This window comes from Mesorhizobium sp. J428, assembly GCF_024699925.1.
Lineage (GTDB): Bacteria > Pseudomonadota > Alphaproteobacteria > Rhizobiales > Rhizobiaceae > Mesorhizobium_A.
This window is the reverse complement of record NZ_JAJOMX010000001.1, coordinates 512,639-533,270: the sequence shown is the minus strand read 5'-3', so window position 1 is coordinate 533,270 and position 20,632 is coordinate 512,639. Positions and strand designations below refer to the sequence as shown.

General features: G+C 64.8%; 16 protein-coding genes and 3 pseudogenes. 16 read left to right on the top strand and 3 right to left on the bottom strand.

Annotated features, from left to right (window positions below; genetic code table 11):
- Positions 1-14 precede the first annotated feature (14 nt).
- From LRS09_RS02760 to LRS09_RS02745, 4 genes and pseudogenes are all read left to right on the top strand, one after another.
- Entirely contained in the window at positions 15-653 is a 639-nt protein-coding gene (locus tag LRS09_RS02760) for a nuclear transport factor 2 family protein (RefSeq protein ID WP_257804109.1), read from the top strand.
- Between the two features lie 16 nt (positions 654-669).
- The gene (locus LRS09_RS02755; RefSeq protein ID WP_257804108.1) at positions 670-1,437 is read left to right on the top strand and encodes an SDR family NAD(P)-dependent oxidoreductase; all 768 of its coding nucleotides are present in this window, start codon (positions 670-672) and stop codon (positions 1,435-1,437) included.
- A 43-nt stretch (positions 1,438-1,480) separates the two neighbouring features.
- Positions 1,481-2,541 (top strand): annotated as a pseudogene (locus LRS09_RS02750) (class I adenylate-forming enzyme family protein); the annotation flags it as partial.
- Between the two features lie 45 nt (positions 2,542-2,586).
- On the top strand, positions 2,587-3,021 hold the full coding sequence (locus tag LRS09_RS02745) for a hypothetical protein (protein ID WP_374684893.1): 435 nt from the start codon (positions 2,587-2,589) through the stop codon (positions 3,019-3,021).
- A gap of 56 nt (positions 3,022-3,077) precedes the next feature.
- On the opposite strand, the gene LRS09_RS02740 is transcribed toward LRS09_RS02745, so the two are convergent.
- The gene (locus tag LRS09_RS02740; RefSeq protein ID WP_257804107.1) at positions 3,078-4,940 is read right to left on the bottom strand and encodes a feruloyl-CoA synthase; all 1,863 of its coding nucleotides are present in this window, start codon (positions 4,938-4,940) and stop codon (positions 3,078-3,080) included.
- A gap of 148 nt (positions 4,941-5,088) precedes the next feature.
- Between LRS09_RS02740 and LRS09_RS02735 the strand changes: the two genes are divergently transcribed.
- The gene (locus LRS09_RS02735) at positions 5,089-5,526 is read left to right on the top strand and encodes a DUF3237 domain-containing protein (protein ID WP_257804104.1); all 438 of its coding nucleotides are present in this window, start codon (positions 5,089-5,091) and stop codon (positions 5,524-5,526) included.
- A gap of 46 nt (positions 5,527-5,572) precedes the next feature.
- Positions 5,573-6,046 carry a DUF3237 domain-containing protein gene (locus tag LRS09_RS02730; RefSeq protein ID WP_257804103.1) on the top strand — a complete coding sequence of 158 codons (474 nt, stop codon included), beginning with the start codon at positions 5,573-5,575 and terminating at the stop codon, positions 6,044-6,046.
- 47 nt (positions 6,047-6,093) lie between these two features.
- Here LRS09_RS02730 and LRS09_RS02725 read toward each other — a convergent pair whose 3' ends face one another.
- Positions 6,094-6,594, bottom strand: coding sequence for a DUF3237 family protein (locus LRS09_RS02725; RefSeq protein WP_085466694.1), 501 nt, complete (start codon positions 6,592-6,594; stop codon positions 6,094-6,096).
- Positions 6,595-6,837: 243 nt separating this feature from the next.
- Between LRS09_RS02725 and LRS09_RS02720 the strand changes: the two genes are divergently transcribed.
- The 4 genes from LRS09_RS02720 to LRS09_RS02705 all read left to right on the top strand — a co-directional run bounded on the left by LRS09_RS02720 (position 6,838) and on the right by LRS09_RS02705 (position 11,662).
- Positions 6,838-8,052 (top strand): acetyl-CoA C-acetyltransferase, encoded by a 1,215-nt coding sequence (locus LRS09_RS02720; RefSeq protein ID WP_257804102.1) that lies wholly within the window; start codon positions 6,838-6,840, stop codon positions 8,050-8,052.
- 2 nt (positions 8,053-8,054) lie between these two features.
- A complete protein-coding gene (locus LRS09_RS02715) occupies positions 8,055-10,118 on the top strand; it encodes a 3-hydroxyacyl-CoA dehydrogenase NAD-binding domain-containing protein (RefSeq protein ID WP_257804101.1) in 2,064 nt (687 codons plus the stop codon).
- 69 nt (positions 10,119-10,187) lie between these two features.
- Complete coding sequence (locus LRS09_RS02710) at positions 10,188-11,204, top strand: NAD(P)-dependent alcohol dehydrogenase (protein WP_257804099.1); 1,017 nt, start codon at positions 10,188-10,190, stop codon at positions 11,202-11,204.
- The gene (locus LRS09_RS02705) at positions 11,201-11,662 is read left to right on the top strand and encodes a PaaI family thioesterase (RefSeq protein WP_257804097.1); all 462 of its coding nucleotides are present in this window, start codon (positions 11,201-11,203) and stop codon (positions 11,660-11,662) included. The genes LRS09_RS02710 and LRS09_RS02705 overlap by 4 nt, the downstream gene beginning before the upstream one ends.
- Positions 11,663-11,677: 15 nt before the next feature.
- On the opposite strand, the gene LRS09_RS02700 is transcribed toward LRS09_RS02705, so the two are convergent.
- Positions 11,678-12,496 carry a helix-turn-helix domain-containing protein gene (locus LRS09_RS02700; protein WP_308240269.1) on the bottom strand — a complete coding sequence of 273 codons (819 nt, stop codon included), beginning with the start codon at positions 12,494-12,496 and terminating at the stop codon, positions 11,678-11,680.
- 204 nt (positions 12,497-12,700) lie between these two features.
- Between LRS09_RS02700 and LRS09_RS02695 the strand changes: the two genes are divergently transcribed.
- The 6 genes and pseudogenes from LRS09_RS02695 to LRS09_RS02665 all read left to right on the top strand — a co-directional run bounded on the left by LRS09_RS02695 (position 12,701) and on the right by LRS09_RS02665 (position 20,566).
- Positions 12,701-14,266, top strand: coding sequence for a 4-hydroxyphenylacetate 3-hydroxylase family protein (locus LRS09_RS02695; protein WP_257804095.1), 1,566 nt, complete (start codon positions 12,701-12,703; stop codon positions 14,264-14,266).
- A gap of 10 nt (positions 14,267-14,276) precedes the next feature.
- Positions 14,277-14,790, top strand: a pseudogene (locus LRS09_RS02690) (flavin reductase).
- 207 nt (positions 14,791-14,997) lie between these two features.
- Positions 14,998-17,055 carry an ABC transporter ATP-binding protein gene (locus LRS09_RS02685; protein ID WP_257804093.1) on the top strand — a complete coding sequence of 686 codons (2,058 nt, stop codon included), beginning with the start codon at positions 14,998-15,000 and terminating at the stop codon, positions 17,053-17,055.
- Between the two features lie 5 nt (positions 17,056-17,060).
- Positions 17,061-18,012 (top strand): annotated as a pseudogene (locus tag LRS09_RS02680) (ABC transporter permease).
- Between the two features lie 303 nt (positions 18,013-18,315).
- The gene (locus LRS09_RS02670; RefSeq protein WP_257804090.1) at positions 18,316-18,909 is read left to right on the top strand and encodes an ABC transporter permease; all 594 of its coding nucleotides are present in this window, start codon (positions 18,316-18,318) and stop codon (positions 18,907-18,909) included.
- Positions 18,910-18,988: 79 nt separating this feature from the next.
- A complete protein-coding gene (locus LRS09_RS02665; protein ID WP_257804088.1) occupies positions 18,989-20,566 on the top strand; it encodes an ABC transporter substrate-binding protein in 1,578 nt (525 codons plus the stop codon).
- The last annotated feature ends 66 nt before the right edge of the window (positions 20,567-20,632 follow it).

The following is a 20,632-nucleotide window of genomic DNA, read 5'->3' as shown; positions in this document are numbered from 1 at the left end:
CACAGGAAGGGATCATGGACGATCGTATCTCTGCATTGGAAGCTCGTCTTGCCGAGGCCGAGCGCCGCCTAGAGCGGGGCGAGGACATCGAGGCGGTGAAACGCCTGCAGCGTGCCTACGGCTACTATCTCGACAAGGGGTTCTGGCAGGCCATCGCGGACCTGTTCGCGCCGGATGGTACTATCGAGATCGCGGCCCGTGGCGTCTATCGGCGCGAGCGGATCTATCCCTTCCTGCGTGACCTCATTGGTCGCAAGCGTGATGGCCTCGCGCCGGGACAGTTGATGAACCACATGCAGTTGCAGGGCATCGTCACGCTCTCGCAGGACGGCACCACCGCCCAGGGACGCTGGCGTGCCTTCATCCAGGTGGCAGAGCACGGGAAGAGCGCGATCTGGGCCGAGGGACCTTACGAATGCGTCTACCGCAAGGTGAATGGGGTCTGGATGATCGCTTCGCTGATCTGGTTTCCGACCTACTACACGCCGTTCGATCAGGGATGGGCCAAGGCTGGGCTGCCCAGCAGCGCGCTCGACCCATCCTTCCCACCGGACGCGCCGCCGACCTATGACTACAAGACGTTCCCAGACCAGTTCGTCCCGCCTTTCCACTACCGTCATCCGGTGACGGGCGTGGCGGTCGAAGCGGGCTGACACAGAGGAGGCGTAGATGCAGAACATCGCTGCGATCACGGGCGGGGCAGGCGGCATCGGCGAAGCCTGCGCGGTGAGATTGATCGAGATGGGCTGGACGGTCGTGCTGCTCGATCGCGATGCGGCGGCCGCCGCGACAGTCGCTGCCCGGCTCGGCTGCCTGTCGCACGCTATGGACGTCGGCAGCCGCGACAGCATCGAGGCAGCCGCCGACTTCGTCGACCGCGAAGTCGGGCCATGTTCGGGTCTCATCGCCGCCGCCGCGATCTTCGAGAATCCGCACGCGCCCGAAGATCAGGACCCCGAAGCCTGGCGCGCGATCCTGCAGACCAATATCGACGGGACCTACTGGACCGCTACGGCATTCGGCCGGCGCATGGTCGAGCGCAAGCGCGGGTCCATCGTCACGCTCGGCTCGATGGTCGGGATGAACTCGTCCCCGCTCTTTGCCTACGGCACGAGCAAGGCAGCGATCGCCAGCTTCTCGGCCGGCCTGGCCGTGGCATGGGGGCGAAGCGGCGTGCGGGTCAACTGCGTTTCGCCCGGCCCCACGCTCACGCCCGCGCTCGCCGCCAGTTATGCGCGCGGCGAGCGCGACCCGGTCGCGCGGCTGCGCTTCACGGCGCTTGGCCGCCAGGTGCTGCCGGAGGAAGTCGCGAATGTGATTGCCTTCCTCATGTCAGACCAGGCAAGCGCAGTTACCGGTATCGAAGTGCCGGTCGACGGCGGCATCATGGCGGCTCAGCTGTGGTCGCTCTATGGCGGCGTGCCGGGTGCAGCCTGAGGATCGTCCGCAACGCGGATAGAAGCAGAGTCGGAGGAAGACGTTGAGATCGTTCATCAGCCAGGGCCTGAGCAGGGCCGCCCAGATCAATCCGAACGGGATTGCCACCATCTGCGAGGACCGGGCGTATAGCTGGTCGCAAGTGCTGGACCGTGTGAAGCGGCTGGCGGGGGCGCTGAAGGCCATGGGGCTGGCCGAAGGAGAGCGGGTCGCGATCCTCTCGATGAACTCCGACCGATACTTCCATCTCTATTACGCGATCTGGTGGGCCGGCGGTGTCGCAACGCCGATGAACATGCGTCTTGCGCCGGCTGAGATCGACTTCCGCCTCGAGGATTCGGGCGCCCGTATCATGTTCCTCGACCGCGAACACCTCGCACTCTACGACCAGTTGGGGCCGGTGAAGGAGGCGATCGAGCACGTCGTGGTCATGGATGACGACGGAACGTCCGGTCTAGCCTCGCTGGAGGGCATCCTGGCCGAGGCCGCGCCGGCGAAGGATGCCGGGCACAGCGGCGACGACCTCGCCATGATCATATACACCGGCGGCAGCACAGGCCGGGCAAAAGGCGTGATGCTCAGCCACGACAATCTGTGCGCCGACGCGATGAGCGCGCTGCAGACCATCGGTTATGACGACGCAAGCGTTTATCTCCACGCTGGCCCCATGTCGCATCTGGCAGACGGCATGTCGACCTTCGGGCTGACGCTCGCGGCCGGCACGCACGTCTTCCTGCCGCGCTTCACGGTCGAGTCGTGCCTCGAGATCATCCAGAGGCACAAGGTCACGCATATCTGTCTCGTCCCGACGATGGTCGAGATGCTGGTCTCGCGGGCGGAGAAGGGGGATTCGACGTCTCGTCGCTGGTGCAGATCCAGTTCGGCTCGTCGCCCATGCCGGAGGGCACGCTCAAGCGCGCGGTGGCATTGTGGCCCGACATCCTGTTTCTGCACGGCTACGGCATGACCGAGCTTTCGCCCCTCATCACCATGCTGCCGATGCGGTGGCGCCGGCCCGACATTGGCGGCGAGCGGCTCAAGTCGTGCGGCAAGGCCGTTCCCAACCTGGAAATCAGGATCGTCGATCCCGACGGCAACGACCTGCCTCCCGGCCAGGTGGGCGAACTGATCTGCCGGGGCCCGACGGTCATGCTGGGCTACTGGAACATGCCGGAGGCGACCGCGAAGGCGATCCGGAATGGCTGGATGCATACGGAGGACGCGGCCTACATGGACGCGGAAGGCTTCGTCTACATCGTCGACCGCCTCAAGGACATGATCATCTCCGGCGGCGAGAACATCTATTCGACCGAGGTCGAGAACGTCATCTCGCGCTTCCCGGGCGTGTCGCAAGTCGCAGTGATCGGCGTGCCGCATCCCTTGTGGGGCGAGGCGGTTCATGCCGTCGTCGCGCTTTCGCAGGATGCGCCCGCCTGCTCCGAGGCCGACATCATCGCGTTCTGCAAGAGCGAGATCGCGAGCTACAAGTGCCCCAAGACGGTTGTGATCCAGCGCGAATCCCTGCCGCTGACCAGTGCCGGCAAGATCGACAAGAAAGCGCTGCGCGCCGCGCATGCGGGGTGAGCCGGAAATCCTCGCGGCGCTGGCGCCGCGAGCACGGTGCGTCCTGACTTGAGATCTCAGCCTGCGCGGGCGCGGCGCGGGACCGGGGAGGCGGCTTCGACGGCGTGGACGCTCGCCGGGGCGTCATACAGTGCATCAACCAGCGCTCGGCGGTTGGCGAGCGTGGCGCGTTGGCCGATCGACCCCTTGTCTGTGACTTCTCCTGCCGCGGCAGAAGGCTCGTCGGGCAAGACGGCCACCCGGGCTATGAAAGTGGACGAGCCGGTCGATTGTTCGGCCAACTGGTCCAGCACCGCCTGAATGTGCGCACGGATCGCGGGGTGCCGCGCCAGCGAAGCGAGCGGCAGCGAGGCGTCACCGGCCATGTCCGCTGCTTCCTGCGGCGACAGGAACACCAGCGCGCCGACCTCGTCCCGGTTCTCGCCCGTTACGACGATGTCGCGCACGACGAGTCCACTCGCGCTCAGGAAACGGTCGCGCAACTGGCCGACATTGACCCAGGTGCCGCTGGTGAGCTTGAAATCCTCGGCGATGCGCCCCGAGAAGGCGAGGCCCCGCTCCGGACGTTCGGGGTCGAGGAAGTCCACCGAATCGCCGAGGCAGAGATAGCCCTCCTCGTCGAACAGTTTCGCGGTGAGTTCGGGCTGGCGCCAGTATCCCGGCGTGACATGAGGACCGGCCACCCGCACCTCGTATTTGTCGCCGAAGGGAACCAGCTTGGCATCCACGCCCGGCATCGGCAGACCGGCCAGCCCGGGACGTTCGGAGGGCCAGTTGGCGATCAGCGAGAAAGGCGAGGTCTCCGTGGCCCCGTAGGCGCTCATCACCGGAACGCGTTTGCCGATCGAACGCTCCGACAGGGTGTCCATCTGCTCGAGCAACGGCGGCGGCAAGGCGGCGCCGGAATAGAAGAACACGCCAACCGACGAGAAGAACCGTTTCGCCAGTTTGGGGTCGGCGGCGAGGCGCGGCATCAGCTCGGCGAACCCCTTGGGCACGCTGAAGCAGGCCGTCGGCGTCACGTCGCGGAGGTTGCGCACCGTCTCCGCCATGCCTTCGCGCGTCGGCTTGCCGTCGTCGATGTAGAGCGTGCCGCCAAGGTAGAGTGCCATGCCGATTGTCTGGTTGCCTCCCGACGTATGATGCCAGGGCAGCCAGTCGACGAAGACGGGCGGCTGTTCGCCGAGGAACGGCATGGCCTGGATGAACATCTGCTGGTTCGCGCACCACATGCGGTGGGTCACGGCAACAGCCTTGGGCATGCCGGTCGACCCGGAGGTGAACAGGAATTTCGCCAGATCGTCGGGACCGGGGCGAGTGGCCTGCGCATCGTCGTCCATCGGGCCGGAAAGCAGTGTGTCGAACCCGGTCACGCCGTGCGGAAGATCTCCCTTCACCGCGACGACCTCGACATCGGCCGGCACAGCCTGGGCGAGGGCGCTCGCAAACGGGGTGGTGTCCTGAACGAAGACGAGGCCGGGGGTGAGCAGATTCACGACATGGCGCAGCTTGGCATAGTCGGTCGAGAGCAGCGAATAGGCGGGTGTGACGGAGGCGTAGGGCACGCCTGCGTGGAGCGCAGCGAAGGTGAGAAGGCCATGTTCGATGGAGCTCCCCGACAGGACGACTATCGGCCGGTCGGGGCCGAGGCCGCGTCGGCGGAGCGCGCCGGCGATCGCGCGGACGAGGTGCGCTGCCTCGCCATAGGTGACGCGCCGCCAGTCGCCACCGTCGACGCGCTGCGCGATCAGGACGCGTTCCGGATGAGCCGCTGCCGTCTCGAACAGACGGTCCGTGAGACGGTCGGGATAGGCGCGCAGCGGGTCAGGCGAGCGCAGCATCAGGACGCCGTCGCCGCGGCGCTCGACGTTGACCGCCGGAGCGGGCACGTTGAGGGCGACATATTGCGGCTTCGGCATGTTTTCTCCTCCCGAACGGCCTGTGCGGGAGCAGGCCGAGGCGCTGGACATTGTGTGTCACCGCAAGATAAGAAACAAGTTAATAAATTTTGGATGGTGATGGAACGTGCAATCTGAGGCGATCGAGACAGTGCCGGAAACACCTGCGATGCCTGGGCTGAAATGGGCCTTCACGTTGGAGATCGATTTCGATCTCAGCCTGCTCCACGAGACGGTCGCGGGAGAAAAAGGCTTCCTGAGAGCGAGCGGCGGCAAGGTGTTCGGCCCGCGCCTCGACGGCGTGGTGGCTGACCAGGCCGGCGACTGGCCGGGACTGCGCCCCGACGGAACAGTGGAGAGCGACGCCCGCTACATGATCCGTGCGGCCGATGGAGAGCAGATCTATATGCGCAGCCGCGGCTATCTTCGCGGCGATCTGGGTGCGTTTCGCGCCGGCACGCCGCCGGTAGGATCGCTGTATTATCGCTGCACGCCGCAGTTCGACACGTCCGTCGGCCCGCACCAGTGGCTGGCGCGTTCCGTTTTCGTAGGCAGCGGCCGGCTCAGCCGCGAGGGCGCGCGTATCGACGTCTTCGAGATGCTTTAGGTGTGCCGCCGCAATCATATCCCGCTTCCAGGATGGATCAGAATTCATGAAGGCCCCCGAACTCGAATTCGCCATGCAGGTGACGTTGCGGCTGAAGAAGCCGCGGCTCGAGGTGCCCGATCTGCCGGTCGGTGGCAGCCGGCTGGGCGTCGCGGTGGAGAGCGGCCGATTCGAGGGGCCGAACATCCGCGGCGAGGTAATCCCGGGCGGCGGCGAGTGGCCGCATGTGCGCACAGACGGCGTGTTCTGCTTCGATGCGCGCTACCATATGCGGGAAGAGGACGGGACGTTGATCTACCTGCAGAATCGCGGCTATCGCCATGCCTCTCCGGAGGTCATGGAGCGCCTTTACGCTCTGCGGCCCGGCGATCTCGTCGATCCTTCGGAATATTACTTCCGATGCACCCCCACCTTCGAGACCGCGCCCGGCAAGCACGACTGGCTGTCGCGGCATGTCTTCATCGGCATGGGAGAGCGGATGGAGGAAGGCAACCGGATCACCTACTACAAGGTGCTCTGATCCCTGAGAGGCGCGTGGCCAGGGCGGCCGCGCACCTCGGGGACGTCCTATTTGACGATATAGTAGTGGAACACGGAATATTCGGCGTGGCGCTCGCCGCAGCCGACGATGACGTGGCGCGTCAGCCAGTCGTGCTTGCCGACCGGCGTATCGAAGGTCGGCGACAGCCGCATATAGTATTCGGAGAAATCGACCGGTTCCAGGGCTTCCTGGCGGCGGGCGACCTCGGGCGGCGCATACCGGTAGCCGTTGTTGCGCATGTAGATCATCGTGCCGTCGTCGGCTTCCAGCATGTAGTGCGCGTGGAACATCACCGTGTGATCCTCGCGATAGAGAGCCCAGTCGCCGCCGGAATTGGGAACGACGCGACCGGTGAGGCGAGGTCCGTCGACGATGCCGCCAGCAGCCGAGACGAAACCGCGCACGCCGCCGCTGGGGATTTTGCCTATCTTCTTGCGAATCCCCAACTCCAGCCTGATCCGGAATGCGAACTCCAGTCCAAGCTGCGGCGGGTTCATCGGCAGCGGATTCGATGTGATGTCTGACATCCGGCTCTGTCCTCTTTGGAAAAAAATGCGGGAGGCGAACCCAACGTTACGCCGCCCGCGAGATCGGGAGCGTCCGGTCCCGGCGAGCGGCACGTCGGACAGGAAAATTGCTTAACTCATTTAGTTCTTTCGGTCCATAGGGCCGCCCTGCATTCCGTGCCGGCGAACTGCGCTCGACGGATTGACTTATACACTTAACGCGTGAAATAAGCTCGCCGAGCCAGCCCGTCCGGAGGAGAAGTCGTGCACGAGGCCTATATTTTCGACGCCGTTCGGACCCCAAGGGCCAAAGGCCGCCCGAACGGCGCGTTGCATACGCTTTCGCCGATCGACCTCGGTGCGACGGTGCTCAAGGAACTCGACAGGCGCACGGGCTTCGCAAAGGCCGCACCCGACGACGTCATCTTCGGATGCGGGGACGGCGTCAACGACCAGGGCGCCAATCTTGCGCGCTCTTCGGTGCTTCATGCCGGAATGCCAGACAGCATTCCCGGTGTGACGGTCAGTCGCTTCTGCGCGTCCGGGCTGGATGCCGTCAACGCGGCTGCCGGGCGCGTCATGGCCGGACAGGCGGATCTGATCGTCGCAGGCGGCATTGAGATGATGTCTATCATCCCGATTGCCGGCACCGGCGGCCCCAACGGCAGCGACGCGTTCTTCAACAATGAGGCGCATTTCACGCCGCTCGGCATGGCTGCGGACCTTCTGGGCACGTTGTGCGGTCACAGCCGCGAGCAAGCGGACGCTTATGCCGCTGAATCGCAGGCGCGCGCCGCGCGGGCCTGGCAGGAAGGCCGCTTCGACCGTTCGATCGTCGCCGTCCAGGATGTCAACGGCACGCTCATGCTTGACCGCGACGAATATATGCGTCCGGGCACCAGCGCAGAGGATCTCGGCAAGCTGCCGGCGGCCTTCAAGGCGATGGGCGAGAAGGGCGGCTACGACGCAGTCGTTCGCCAACGTTATCCCGAAGTGCTGAACGTCGCGCACATCCACACTGCCGGCAATTCCTCCGGTATCGTCGACGGCGCCGCCGCGATGCTCATCGGAACACGCGAGGCCGGCGAGAAACTGGGACTGACGCCGCGCGCGGTGATCCGCACCTTCGCCAGCACGGCGATGGACCCATGCCTGATGCTCGCCTCGCCCGCTGACGCCACGGAAAAGGCGCTTCAACGCGCTGGCAAGACGTTGGCCGACGTCGATCTGTTCGAGGTGAACGAGGCCTTCGCGTCGGTGGTGCTGCATTTCATGGAGCGCACCGGCGTTTCGCACGACCGGGTCAACGTCAACGGCGGCGCCATCGCGCTTGGCCATCCGATCGGCGCGACTGGCGTCATGCTGACCAACACCCTGATCGACGAACTCGAACGGACCGGCGCGCGCAACGGCGTGGTCACGCTGTGCGTCGGTCTCGGCATGGGCGTCGCCACCTACATCGAACGTTTCGGAGCCTGAGCGTGATCACGACCACCAAGCTGGAAGACGGGATCGTCCGGCTCGATATCTCTACGCCGGGCCCAGTCAACACGCTGTCGCGCGACTTCAACCTCGAATTCAGCCGCGTCGTGGACGAATTGCTCGGCAATCCGGACGTCACCGGAATCGTCGTCACTTCGCCGAAGGACGATTTTGCCGTCGGCGGCAATCTCGACGAACTGCGCGCCGCCAGGACGCCTGATGAGGTGGCAGCGATCGTCGACCCGTTCACGGCAGCGTTGAGACGGCTCGAGACTGGCGGAAAGCCGGTCGTCGCGGCACTCAACGGCACCGCGCTCGGCGGCGGCTACGAACTCGCGCTCGGCTGTCACCGCCGCATCGCGGCCGATCGCAAGGATGCGCAGGTCGGCCTCCCGGAAGCCGGCCTCGGGCTGATGCCCGGTGGCGGCGGCACGCAGCGGCTGCCGCGCCTGATCGGGCTCGCGGCCGCCGCAGACCTGATCCTGCGCGGCAAGACGCTTGGCGTCGCCGAGGCGCATTCTGCCGGGCTTGTCGATGAGGTCGTTCCGGCTGCGGACCTGATCGCGGCCGCCGTCCGCTGGATCAAGGCCAACCCGAAGGCGGGACAGCCCTGGGACCAGAAAGGCTATCAGCTTCCGGGCGACGACCCGAACTCGCAGAAGGGCCGCATGTTCTTTGCCGGTGCCTGGGCCAAGGCGCGGCAGCGTTCCGCCGGCACCGACGCGGCGGCCTTTGCCATCCTCCATGCGTTGCATCACGGTCTGGAACGTACAATCGACCCGGCAATTGCGATCGAACGGCGCCAGTTCATCAAGCTCGCGGCATCACCCGAGGCGAAGAATCGCATCCGTTCCGGCTTCTACGGTCCGCGCGCGGCGCGGCCCAATCCTCCGGCGGGTGCAGGCGACGCCATCAAGACGCTCGGCGTGGTCGGCGGCGGAATGATGGGCAACGGTATTGCCTTCTCGGCCGCGCGGGCCGGTCTCTCCGTGAGGCTCATCGACGTCTCGGAAGACAAGGCGCGCGAGAGTTTCGACCGCATCGCGGCGATCGCCGGTCGGCAGGTGGAGCGGGGCCGGATGTCGCCCGAGGCACGCGAGGCGCTGCTGTCGCGGGTCGGAACCGGCGCGGATTACGCCGCCCTGGGGGATGCGGACTTCGTCATCGAGGCGGTATTCGAGCGCCTGGATGTGAAGCACGATGTGCTCGGCAAGGTGGCGGCAGCAGTCCGGCCGGGGGTCATTATCGCCAGCAACACATCAACCATTCCGATGGCCCGCCTGGCACAGCCGCTATCGGATCGCGGCCGGGTCATCGGCATGCACTTCTTCGCGCCTGTCGAGACGATGAAGCTGCTGGAGATCGTTCACGGGGCGGACACGTCGGCGAAGGCTAAGGGCGAGGCGCGGTTCATCGCCAAGTTGCTCGGCAAGACGCCGATCGTTGTCAACGACGGCCTTGGCTTCTACACCAGCCGCATCGTCTCAAGCCTGTCCAGCGAGGCGATGACGCTTGTCGCGGAAGGCGTGGCGCCGCAGATCATCGACAACGTCATGCTGGACATCGGCTTCGCCATCGGTCCGGCCACTCTCGCGGAGCTGACGAAGCTGCCGCTGCTGCGCGACATCATGGCCTCGATGAGCGGCGAGGGGACGCCTGTCTCGATGAAGGGATCCCGCGCGATCGAAGCGCTCGACCGCTTGATCGCCGCCGGGCGCGAGGGCAAGCTCGCCGGCAAGGGCATCTACGATTACACGCCCGACGGACCGGTCCTTTGGACGGGTCTTAAGGATCTGTTCCCGCCGACCCGACTTGAGCCGAAGGTCGTGCGTCGTAGACTGCTCAACACCCAATCGCTCGAGGCCGACACGCGCTCTGGAGGACGGCACGGTGACCGATCCGCTCACGGCGGACATGGCGGCGGTGACCGGGTGGGGCTATCCGATCCATCTCGGTGGGCCTTTCGCCTGCATCGATACGATCGGCGCGCGGACCTTCGTGGAACAGTGCAGGGAACTGGAGGCACGCTTCGGCGAACGCTTCGCCGTGCCGGCTCTGCTTGACAGGATGGCGCGGGACGGCACCACCTTCCACAGCCTGTGATTGCCCAGAGAAAGAACGAGGAGACGACCATGAAAGCCGCACGCGTCGACCAGATGGGTCTTGAGAACCTTGCGGTGGTGGAACTGCCCGATCCCGCACCCGGTCCCGGCGAGGTGCTGGTCGCGATGAAGGCGGCCTCGCTCAACTATCGCGACCTGCTTGCCGTCAAAGGCGGCTACGGCAGCATGCAGAAGCAGGAGAAGCTGATCCCGCTCTCGGACGGCGCCGGCGAGATCGTGGCCGTCGGCGACAAGGTGCGGGGGTGGAAGGTCGGCGACCGCGTCATCTCCTGCTTCTTCCCGGACTGGCAGGCGGGGCCGCTGCGCATGGAGTGCGTCGGTAGCGACCTCGGCGGCCGCTTCGACGGCGTCGCGGTGGAGAAGCGTGTGTTCCGCCAGGACGCGTTGGTGAAGCTTCCCGACAATCTGAGCTATCTCGAGGGCGCCAGCCTGCCCTGCGCGGCGGCGACGGCCTGGAACGCCGTCATCGAGAAGGGCGGGGTGGGACCCGGCCACCGCGTGCTGACCCAGGGAACCGGCGGCGTGTCGCTGTTCGCCCTGCAGTTTGCCGTCATGGCCGGCGCGGAGGTCTATGCGACCTCGTCGAGCCCCGAGAAACTGGAACTGCTGAAGACACTCGGCGCCCGGCACGTCTTCAATTACAAGGAAGACCAGGCATGGGGAGCCTCGGTGCAGAAGGCGACGCGTGGCCTCGGCATCGACGTCGCCGTGGAGATCGGCGGCGCCGAGACGCTGAAGCAGACCATGCGCGCCATGACGCTCGGCGGCACGATTGCGATGGTCGGCGTGGTCACCGGCGCCAAAGCCGAACTCAACGTGCCGATCGTCGCCATGCAGGAGACGCGCATCGAGGGCGTTACCGCCGGAAGCCGCGCCTCGTTGCAGCGCCTTGTGGACGCGATCTCCCGCAATGGCGTAAAGCCGGTGATCGACCAGCGCGTCTTCACGATGGAGACGTTGCGCGACGGCCTGGAATACCTCGCCTCAGGGAAGCATGTCGGCAAGGTGTGCGTGGAGATCGGATGAACCAGAAGCCGCCGGCCGGTCCTATCTCCAACCCAGACCTCGACGCGATCCGTGCCTTTACGGCTGGCTCCCGGCCGGCTGGCCCTATCGACACCTCACCGCTGCTCGTGGCGCTTGGCGCCGAACTCGTCGGTTTCGACGCGGCGCGCAAGGAGCTCCTTCTCCGCTACGCGCCGGAAGACCTGTTCCGGCAGGGCGCGGGTGTCATCCAGGGAGGCGCTGTGACGGCGATGCTGGATTGCGCCATGGCATTCGCCGGCCTCGCCGCGGGAGAAGCGGGCACGACGATCACCACCGCGAACATGAATATCTCGTTTCTTGCGCCGGCCGCCGGCGCAACCTACGAGGCGCGCGGATGGATATCGAAGCAGGGGCGGCGGGTGATGTTTGCGGGCGCGGAGCTCTCGGCCGGCGGCCGCCCGGTGGCCGCCGCTACATCGACCCTTCTGGTGGTCTGACGGCAGGCCGGAAAATCAACCATCCTCGCTAGGCCGAGCGAGGGCGCTGCCCAGAACCTCTGACTGAGACCGCCGCCATTCTCCCGGCGGCTGGCCCATGCGCCTGCGGAAGGCACGCGAGAAATAGGCCGCGTCGCGGATACCGATCTCGTAGGCGATATCCTCGACCGAGCGCACGGTGAACAGCAGCAGTCGCTTGGCCTCCAGCAGACGCCGTTCCGCGATAAGCTCCTTCACCGGCACGCCAAAGGAAGCGAGGCTCGCTTTTGCCAGCAGATGCGACGTCGTGCCCAGCGCGTCGATATAGGTCGCAATCGGCCAGTTGTCCCTGAAATGCGCGTCGACGAGTTCACGCAGCCGGTTTGCAAGGTGTCGCTGCGGCGGAACGGCCGGTGCGGGCGCCGCGGCCGCAAGGACAGCGATCTGTCCCAGCGCTGCTGCGACAAGTGGCATCGTGACGGCCTCGGTGGACGCGGCCGCGTGCGCGTACTCGTCCAGCACGAGGTGCATGATCCGCGACAGGCGATCCCATAGGGCCGGATCGGCGGCGTCGCGTATCATTATCGGCGCCGACAAAGGCAGCGAGACCATCCCGGCGATCGACGATAGCGCGCCATCGGCGATGGAGATGACGATGGCGTCCGTCTCGTCCGCTGCGACGGTGAAGCCGTGAACCACACCACTCGGCATGAAACTCACCGCCGGCGCGGAAAAATCCAAGACCTCGTCCTCGATAAGATAGCTGCCATGCCCCTTCGTCCAGAAGGTTATCTGGGCCAGACGGTCGTGCAGATGCGGCTCGACCCGGCCGAAATGCAGGTCTCTTCTCGCCATGACGGTCTCCGCATGCACGAAGCCGAGCCCGAACGGCCTTGGTGCCTCACCGTAGACGAAAAAGGTCGGAACAGTCCCTAACGTGTTCATTACAGAAAAAAGTACAACCGGTTAGGGTGTTTTGTCCATGGCTGGCCAGGTGGCGACCTCGTATTTTCACCCGGCTCGAACACATGTTCGCGGACGGCATCAGGGAGGAAAGAGATGCGATCGGAAGATTTCAGGGCGGATTCCACGCGTCCATTCACCGGCGCCGAATATATGGCGAGCCTGCGCGACGGTCGCGAGGTCTACATCAATGGCGAGCGCGTTGCCGATGTGACGGCTCATCCTGCCATGCGCAACTCGGTGCGCTCGCTGGCGCGCATGTATGACGCACTGCATGACGAGAAAACCAAGCCGATCCTGACGTCGCCCACCGACACCGGTTCGGGCGGCTACACGCACAAATATTTCCGCGTCGCCAAATCCTCCCAGGACCTCGTCGCCCAGCAGGCCGCGATCGCCGAGTGGGCGCGGATGTCCTATGGCTGGATGGGTCGAACGGCCGACTACAAGGCTGCGCTGATGAACACGCTCGGCGCCAACGCCGATTGGTACGGCCCGTTCAAGGAGAACGCGCTCGCCTGGCATAAGCGGGCGCAGGAAACCGTCCTGTTCATGAACCACGCGATCGTCAACCCGCCGATCGACCGCCACAAGCCGGCCGAGGCGGTGAAGGACGTTTTCGTCCACATCACGAAGGAGACCGACGCGGGTATCTACGTCACGGGCGCGAAAGTGGTCGCGACGTCGTCCGCGCTGACGCACTACAACTTCCTCGCCCAGAGTTCGGCGACCGTGACGGAAGACCCGTCGCTTTCGGTGATGTTCATCGTTCCGATGAATGCTCCCGGCATCAAGATGTTCTGCCGGGTCTCCTACGAGGAAACCGCCAACACGGTCGGCCATCCGTTCGACTATCCGCTTTCGTCCCGCTTCGACGAGAACGATGCGATCCTGGTCCTCGACAACGTGTTCATCCCCTGGGAGGACGTGCTTGTCCTGCGCGATGCCGGGAAGATCCTGTCGTTCCATCCGGCGTCGGGCTTCATGCACGGCTACTGCTTCCAGGGCTGCACGCGACTCGGCGTGAAGCTCGATTTCCTCGCGGGACTGCTCGCCAAGGCGCTACGGGCGACCGGCGGCGACGCGTTCCGCGGCAATCAGGCATTGCTGGGCGAGGTGATCGCCATCCGCCACCAGTTCTGGGCGTTTTCCAACGCGATGGCCTACAACCCCATCCCCTGGGCTGGCGGTGCCGTGCTGCCCAACCTCGAGGCCGCACTCTGCTATCGCACCTTCATGTCGGAGGCCTATCCGAAGGTCATCGACATCGTGCGCCGGACGGTGGCGTCGGGGCTGATCTACCTGCCGTCCTCTGCCAAGGATTTCGCCAATCCCGAGATCGACAAGTATCTCGCCCGCTATGTGCGCGGGTCCGACAACATGGGGCATATCGAGCGCATCAAGATCATGAAGCTGCTGTGGGACGCGACCGGGACCGAGTTCGGCGGCCGCCATGCGCTCTACGAACTCAACTATGCCGGCGCGCCCGAGGAGGTTCGCCTCCAGGTGCTCAAGGGCGCCGAGCGCGGCGGGCGCCTCAAGGAAATGGAGGCATTGGTGGATCGCTGCATGGCCGACTACGACGAAAACGGCTGGACCGGAGATACCTGGCTGCCGCCGCTCGACAAGTCGTCCGGCGGTAGCGCGCTCGCTGCCGAGTGAGACCAGGACGATGGACGAGGTCGTCAACCGCACCGAGTTCCGCAACGCAATGGCGCGCGTCTGTGCGCCGGTGAACGTGATCACCACCAACGGCCCGTCCGGTCGCGGCGGTTTCACTGCAACAGCGATGTGCAGCGTCACCGACGAGCCACCGACGCTGCTGGTGTGCATGAACAGCCGATCCACTCAGGCGCAGCTGTTCCTTGAGAACCGCAGCTTCTGCGTCAACGTGCTGACGGGAGAGCACAAGGGGCTGGCTTCCTCCTTCGCGGGGGCGCAGCCCGACATGGCGGCTCGCTATGCGTCCGCCGACTGGATCGAACTTCCGTCCGGAAGTCCTGCGCTCGCCGATGCGATCGTCTCGTTCGACTGCCGGCTGGTCGATTCCCATCGAGTGGGCACGCACCACGTCTTCATCGGCGAGGTAACGCACATCCGTTCGCGAAAGGACGGCCACGCGCTGTTGTAGCTTCGACCGAAACTTCGTCCACGTGCCCACCCAGGCGGGAAGCTTCGGAGGCTAGCATCGATTCCTGCCCCCGGTCTGCCGATTCTATATTTAACGTGTTATTATTATTGCTTCCGGGCGCCGCGGCGGCTACACAGGGCGCGCATGTCCGGAAGGTCGGGAGAACCCGCCGGCGTCGACGCTTTTGTTGGGAGGCAAGGCTGTCTTATTCTTTTCCCGGAGCCACCGCTGCATGGTCCCGTTGCCTTGGCGGTAACGGATCATGAACGCCAGCGTCGTGCTCTCGCCCGGGGTCTCTGATGCTGTCAGGCTCGACCCATGCGAACCACTCCTCGACATCCGCAACCTGACCGTGGAGTTTCGCTCCGCGCGCGGCTCGGTGCGCGCCATCGACGATCTGAGCCTCAAAGTGTCGGCCGGCGAATTCCTGGCGATCGTGGGCGAGTCGGGATCGGGCAAGTCGGTGACCGCGCTCTCCATCATGCGCCTGTTGCCGACGCAGACGGCGCTCGTATCGAGCGGAAGCGTCAGATTCGACGGACGCGACCTGCTGCAGCTTTCGCCGGAAGAGATGCGGCAGGTGCGCGGCAAGGACATCGGCATGGTTTTCCAGGAGCCGATGTCGTCGCTCAATCCGATCCTGACGATCGGATTCCAGATCACCGAGAGTCTCAAGGTTCATTTCGGCCTGTCGGATGAGAAGGCCGATGCGCGCGCGATCGAATTGCTCGGCATGGTCGGCATTCCGGACGCGGAACGCCGGCTGAAGCAGTATCCGCACCAGTTCTCCGGTGGAATGCGGCAACGGGTGATGATCGCGATTGCGCTTGCCTGCAACCCCAAGCTGATCATCGCCGACGAACCGACCACGGCCCTCGACGTGACCGTCCAGGTGCAGATCCTTGACCTGATGCGTGACCTTGCCCGGCGGCTCAACGTCGCCCTGATCGTGATCACGCACAATCTCGCGGTCGTGGCGCGCTACGCAGACCGGATCGCGGTCATGTATGCGGGCCAGCTCGTCGAGGTCGGTGATGCGATGAACGTCTTCACCCGTTCGCGCCACGTCTATACGCAGGGGCTGCTTCGGTCGGTTCCGCGGCTCGACGAGCCGCGCCGCGCCAGGCTTGAATCGATCGAGGGATTGCCGCCAAACCTCGCCCAGCTTCCAACCGGGTGCCGGTTCGCGCCGCGTTGCCCGTTGCGAGAGGAAGCCTGTTCCGAGGCTGGGCAACTTACTGCGACCGATGTCGGAACGCTGTCGGCTTGTCGCCGCCATGCGGAACTTGCGGCGGGCCGGATCGGCTGGCCGTCGGAAGGAGGGGAGGGGCAACCCCCCGACGTGGCCGGGGGGGAGACGCTTATCTCAATCCGAAACCTCGTCAAGACGTTTCCAGTCGCCTCGGGCTTCGGCCGTCCGACCGCGCATGTTCGAGCGGTACAGAACTTCAGCATCGACATCCACAAGGGCGAGACGCTGGGCCTTGTCGGAGAATCTGGCTGTGGCAAGTCGACGGTCGGCCGACTGCTGCTCCGTCTCGAGGAGCCCAGCGAGGGCACCGTCACCTTCGAAGGAAAAGACGTTCACGCCGCCAGCGGCCGGCAACTGACAGAATTGCGGAGGAAGATCCAGGTGATCTTCCAGGATCCCTTCAGCTCTCTCAATCCGCGCATGACGGTGGGCGACATCATCCGCGAGCCGTTGCAAGTCTATCGGCTGGCGCCGGATCGAGCAGCGCGTGAGGCGCGCCTGTCGGAGCTCCTGTCGCAGGTCGGGCTGCGTCCGGAGGTCGCCGAGCGTTATCCACACCAGCTGTCGGGCGGCCAGCGCCAGCGCGTAGGCATCGCGCGCGCTCTCGCCCTGGAGCCATCCTTCATCGTCTGCGACGAGGCGGTATCGGCGCTCGACGTGTCGATCCAGGGGCAGATCATCAACCTGCTTGAGGACCTTCAGCGCCGCCTTGGCCTGACCTATCTCTTTATCGCGCATGACCTCGCTGTCGTGCGTCATATCTCGACCCGCGTTGTGGTGATGTATCTCGGCCGGATCATGGAGATCGCCGACCGCGACGAACTCTATGCGCGGCCGATCCACCCCTACACGGCGACACTGATGGAGGTGGCGCCGACGCCAGATCCGGTGAAGGAACGTGCGAAGGTCTTCAAGGCGGTGAAGGGCGACCTGCCCAGCCCGCTGAACGCGCCGAGCGGATGCGTCTTCCATACTCGGTGTCCGAAGGCGGGACCTGAGTGCCGCCAGACGGTTCCGGCCCTGCGCGAAATCCGGCCTGGGCATTTTGCAGCCTGCATCAAGGTGTAACGCTCATGCTCGCCTACATCTTCAAGCGCGTGCTGCTGGCCATTCCCACCCTGCTTGGGGTCGCGGTGCTGACCTTCTTTCTTCTCCGCGTGGTGCCCGGGGACATCGTGCGTGTGAAGCTGATGTCGGACGGCGGTGCGGTGTCGGAGGAGACCGTTCAGGCCGAGCGCCAGCGGCTTGGTCTCGACAAGCCGCTGGCTGTGCAGTTCGGCGACTGGATGACGGGGTTCGCGACGCTCGACTTCGGCAATTCGATGTGGACCGAGCGCCCGGTGACGCAGGAGATCGGCATCCGTTTTGGCCCGACCTTCCAGATCGCCGTGATGGCGACACTGCTGGCGCTGCTGATCGCCGTGCCTCTCGGCACGCTGTCGGCGCTCAGACGGGGAACCGCCACGGACTATGTCATCCGCCTCGTGACGATGGCCGGCCTCGCTTTGCCGGCCTTCTGGGTTGGCATGCTGCTCCTGCTCGTCCTGCTCAAGACGTTTCACTGGTTGCCGTCGATCCGCTACGTGCCGATCTATGTCGATCCGTTCGCGAACCTGGCCCAACTGATCTGGCCTTCGCTTGTTGTCGGCGTGCGGTTTTCGGCGGTGCTTGCGCGCATGGTGCGCTCGTCGCTGCTGGACGTGCTGGGCGAGGACTACATCCGGACGGCGCGGGCGAAAGGCGTGCGCGAGCGCACGGTCGTGTGGGTATGCGCTGCGCAACGCCCTGTTGCCGGCCATCACCGTGGTCGGGCTTGAGTTCGCCTTTCTTATCGGCGGGCTGGTCGTCACCGAACAAGTTTTCAACATCAACGGGCTCGGCAAGCTATTCATCGAGGCGGTGACGCGAAACGACTTCACGCTTATCCAGGGCATGGTGATGCTGTTCGCCACCATCTACATCGTCATCAACCTCTTGGTCGACCTGCTCTATGCAGTGGTCGACCCGCGCATCCGCGTCAGGTAGGTGTCATGTCTGCTATCGTCGCTTCCCAGAGATCAGGATCAGGCCGAGCTCTGAGGGCGCTGCTGTCGTTCTGCAGTTCGCAGCCCATCGCTGCCGCGAGCCTGTTGCTCATCGTGCTCTTCCTGGGCGCGAGTATCTTCGCGCGGCAACTCGCTCCGTTCGATCCGCTCGACGTCGACTATGGCAGTATCCTGACGCCGCCGGACGCCGTCCATTGGTTCGGTAGACGCCTTCGGCCGGGATATCCTGTCGCGACTGATCCACGGCGCGCGCTCCGCGCTGACCATCGGCATCATTTCCGCAGTGCTTGGCTGCTCGCTTGGCGCGATCGTCGGGATCTTCTCCGCCTATTTCGGCGGGCGTTTCGACGCGATCCTGCAACGCGTGCTGGAACTGCTGCTCGCCTTTCCGCTGGTGGTACTGGCGCTGGTGATCGTTGCAATCCTTGGCCGTCACCCGATCTACGGTGTCGACGTCACGCTGATTCTGGCAATCGCCATTCCAATGATTGCGCCGGTCTCGCGGGTTCTGCGGGCGGCCGCGCTTTCCGTCCGCAAGCAGCCCTTCGTCGATGCGGCGATCACGGCGGGATATTCGCACGGCCGCATCGTCTTCCGCCACATGATGCCCAACCTCGTCGCACCCTATCTGGTGATGCTGTCGTCCTATATCGCACAGGCCATCCTTCTCGAATCGACGCTCTCGTTCCTCGGGCTCGGCATTTCAGAGCCGACGCCGAGCTGGGGCCTGATGCTGTCGGGCAACGCGGCCGACTTCTTCGAGACCGCGCCATGGCTCATCATCTTCCCCGGAGCGGCGATCAGCCTCGCGGTCATTGCTTTCAATCTCTTCGGCGACGGGCTGCGCGATTGGCTCGATCCACGATTCCAGCAGTGATGGCGCACACGCCATCACTTGATTCTAAAAATTAACGTGTTAATAAAGGTAGGTCATTCTGACCTCGGGAGGAGTTAACATGACAATCTATCGCGGTCTTCGCTCCGCAGCCGCCGTCGCGGTGGTCTGGGGGCTGGCCTCTGGAACTGTGCTCGCGCAGGAGCCGACGCCCGGCGGCGTCCTCAGGCTGGCTGGCGTCGGCGAGCCTGCCACCTTCGACTGCGGCGCGCTCACGTCGTCCACGCAGTTGCAGTATATCGCGCCGCATTATTCGACGCTGCTGTCGTTCCAGCCGGACACGTTCCCGAAGATCTCGCCCGGTCTCGCGAAGGAGTGGGCGGTCTCGGACGACGGAATGCGCTACTCGTTCACGCTCAACAGCGGTGTGAAGTTCCATGACGGCACGGATCTCACCGCCGACGATATCAAGACGACGTTCGAGCGGATCGCCAATCCGCCGGAAGGTGTGGTGTCGGTCCGCAAGGGGCGGTTCGGTGCGTTGAAATCGATCGAGGTGACAGCGCCTGACAAGATCGATTTCGTGCTGTCCGAGCCTTCCGCGGGCTTCCTCGCCACGCTTGCCGCGCCGTGGAACTGTATCTATTCGGCGAAGAAGCTGAAGGAGGACCCGTCCTATCCGGCGAAGACGATCATGGGCTCGGGCCCCTTCGTGTTCGAGGAGTTCGTCCCGGGCGCCTCGTGGCGCGCGAAGAAGTTCGACGGCTATTTCGAGAAGGGCCTTCCCTATCTGGACGGGATCGATTTCGCGATCATGGGCAGCCCGGCCGTCGTCAATGCCATCGCCAGCGATCAGGTGGACGGCTACATGCGCCTGATCACCGCGCCCGACAAGAAGCGCATCGAGCAGGCCCGCGGCGACACGGTGAAGTTCGATATCACCCCATCCACGACGGTCAACGTCGTGCAGGTCAATGTCAGGCACAAGCCGCTCGACGACGTGCGCGTACGCCAGGCGCTGAATCTTGCCATCGATCGCCGCGCTGGCCTCAAGGCGCTGGGAGTCTACGCCCAGGATGGTGAGAACGTCTTGTTCCGCGAAGGGCATGCGGCCGTGCTGTCGCCTGCCGAGATCGAAAAGGTGCCCGGCTTCAGCCCTGACATCGCCGCCCAGCGCGAGGAGGCGAAGAAGCTTCTTGCCGACGCCGGCGTCAGCGATCTCAAGCTCACCCTGCTCGCACCCAACATCAAGGCGCCCTACGAGCCCATGGGTATCTTCCTGATCGACCAGTGGCGCCAGATTGGTGTCACGGTGACGCTCGACCAGCAGCCGGTGGCGAACCAGACCGCGCGGATGGCCTCCGGAGATTTCGACCTGTCGATGGATTTCTCTGCGCCGACCACGGACGATCTCACTGATGTGCTCGCCAAGTTCGTGCCAGGCGGCGACGGCAACTTCTCGGGCCTCAAGGACGACGAACTGGTCGCGTTGTTCCGCAAGCAGGACAAGACGCTGGACGAGAACGAGCGGCTGAAGATCGCGCGTCAGTTCCTCGATCGCTTCATCCAGCTTCAGTACGCGATCACCACGTTCGGAACATATCGCGAGGTGGTGTTCGACAAGAAGGTGAACGGCTGGAAGGTCCCGCCGAGCTATGCGGTCGGGCTCGATCTGAAATCCGTGTGGCTGCAGAAGTAAAGCGACGGCATCCAGACCGTGCGGTGGCCTGTGGCTTCCGTGCGGTCTGGACGACGGGAGCCGGGA

Excerpts from the sequence above, each read along its gene's own strand:
- LRS09_RS02760 (WP_257804109.1), top strand. The coding sequence starts at position 15 with ATGGACGATCGTATCTCTGCATTGGAAGCTCGTCTTGCCGAGGCCGAG.
- LRS09_RS02755 (WP_257804108.1), top strand. The coding sequence starts at position 670 with ATGCAGAACATCGCTGCGATCACGGGCGGGGCAGGCGGCATCGGCGAA.
- LRS09_RS02745 (WP_374684893.1), top strand. The coding sequence starts at position 2,587 with ATGCTGGGCTACTGGAACATGCCGGAGGCGACCGCGAAGGCGATCCGG.
- LRS09_RS02740 (WP_257804107.1), bottom strand. The coding sequence starts at position 4,940 with ATGCCGAAGCCGCAATATGTCGCCCTCAACGTGCCCGCTCCGGCGGTC.
- LRS09_RS02735 (WP_257804104.1), top strand. The coding sequence starts at position 5,089 with ATGCCTGGGCTGAAATGGGCCTTCACGTTGGAGATCGATTTCGATCTC.
- LRS09_RS02730 (WP_257804103.1), top strand. The coding sequence starts at position 5,573 with ATGAAGGCCCCCGAACTCGAATTCGCCATGCAGGTGACGTTGCGGCTG.
- LRS09_RS02725 (WP_085466694.1), bottom strand. The coding sequence starts at position 6,594 with ATGTCAGACATCACATCGAATCCGCTGCCGATGAACCCGCCGCAGCTT.
- LRS09_RS02710 (WP_257804099.1), top strand. The coding sequence starts at position 10,188 with ATGAAAGCCGCACGCGTCGACCAGATGGGTCTTGAGAACCTTGCGGTG.
- LRS09_RS02705 (WP_257804097.1), top strand. The coding sequence starts at position 11,201 with ATGAACCAGAAGCCGCCGGCCGGTCCTATCTCCAACCCAGACCTCGAC.
- LRS09_RS02700 (WP_308240269.1), bottom strand. The coding sequence starts at position 12,496 with ATGGCGAGAAGAGACCTGCATTTCGGCCGGGTCGAGCCGCATCTGCAC.
- LRS09_RS02695 (WP_257804095.1), top strand. The coding sequence starts at position 12,701 with ATGCGATCGGAAGATTTCAGGGCGGATTCCACGCGTCCATTCACCGGC.
- LRS09_RS02685 (WP_257804093.1), top strand. The coding sequence starts at position 14,998 with ATGAACGCCAGCGTCGTGCTCTCGCCCGGGGTCTCTGATGCTGTCAGG.
- LRS09_RS02665 (WP_257804088.1), top strand. The coding sequence starts at position 18,989 with ATGACAATCTATCGCGGTCTTCGCTCCGCAGCCGCCGTCGCGGTGGTC.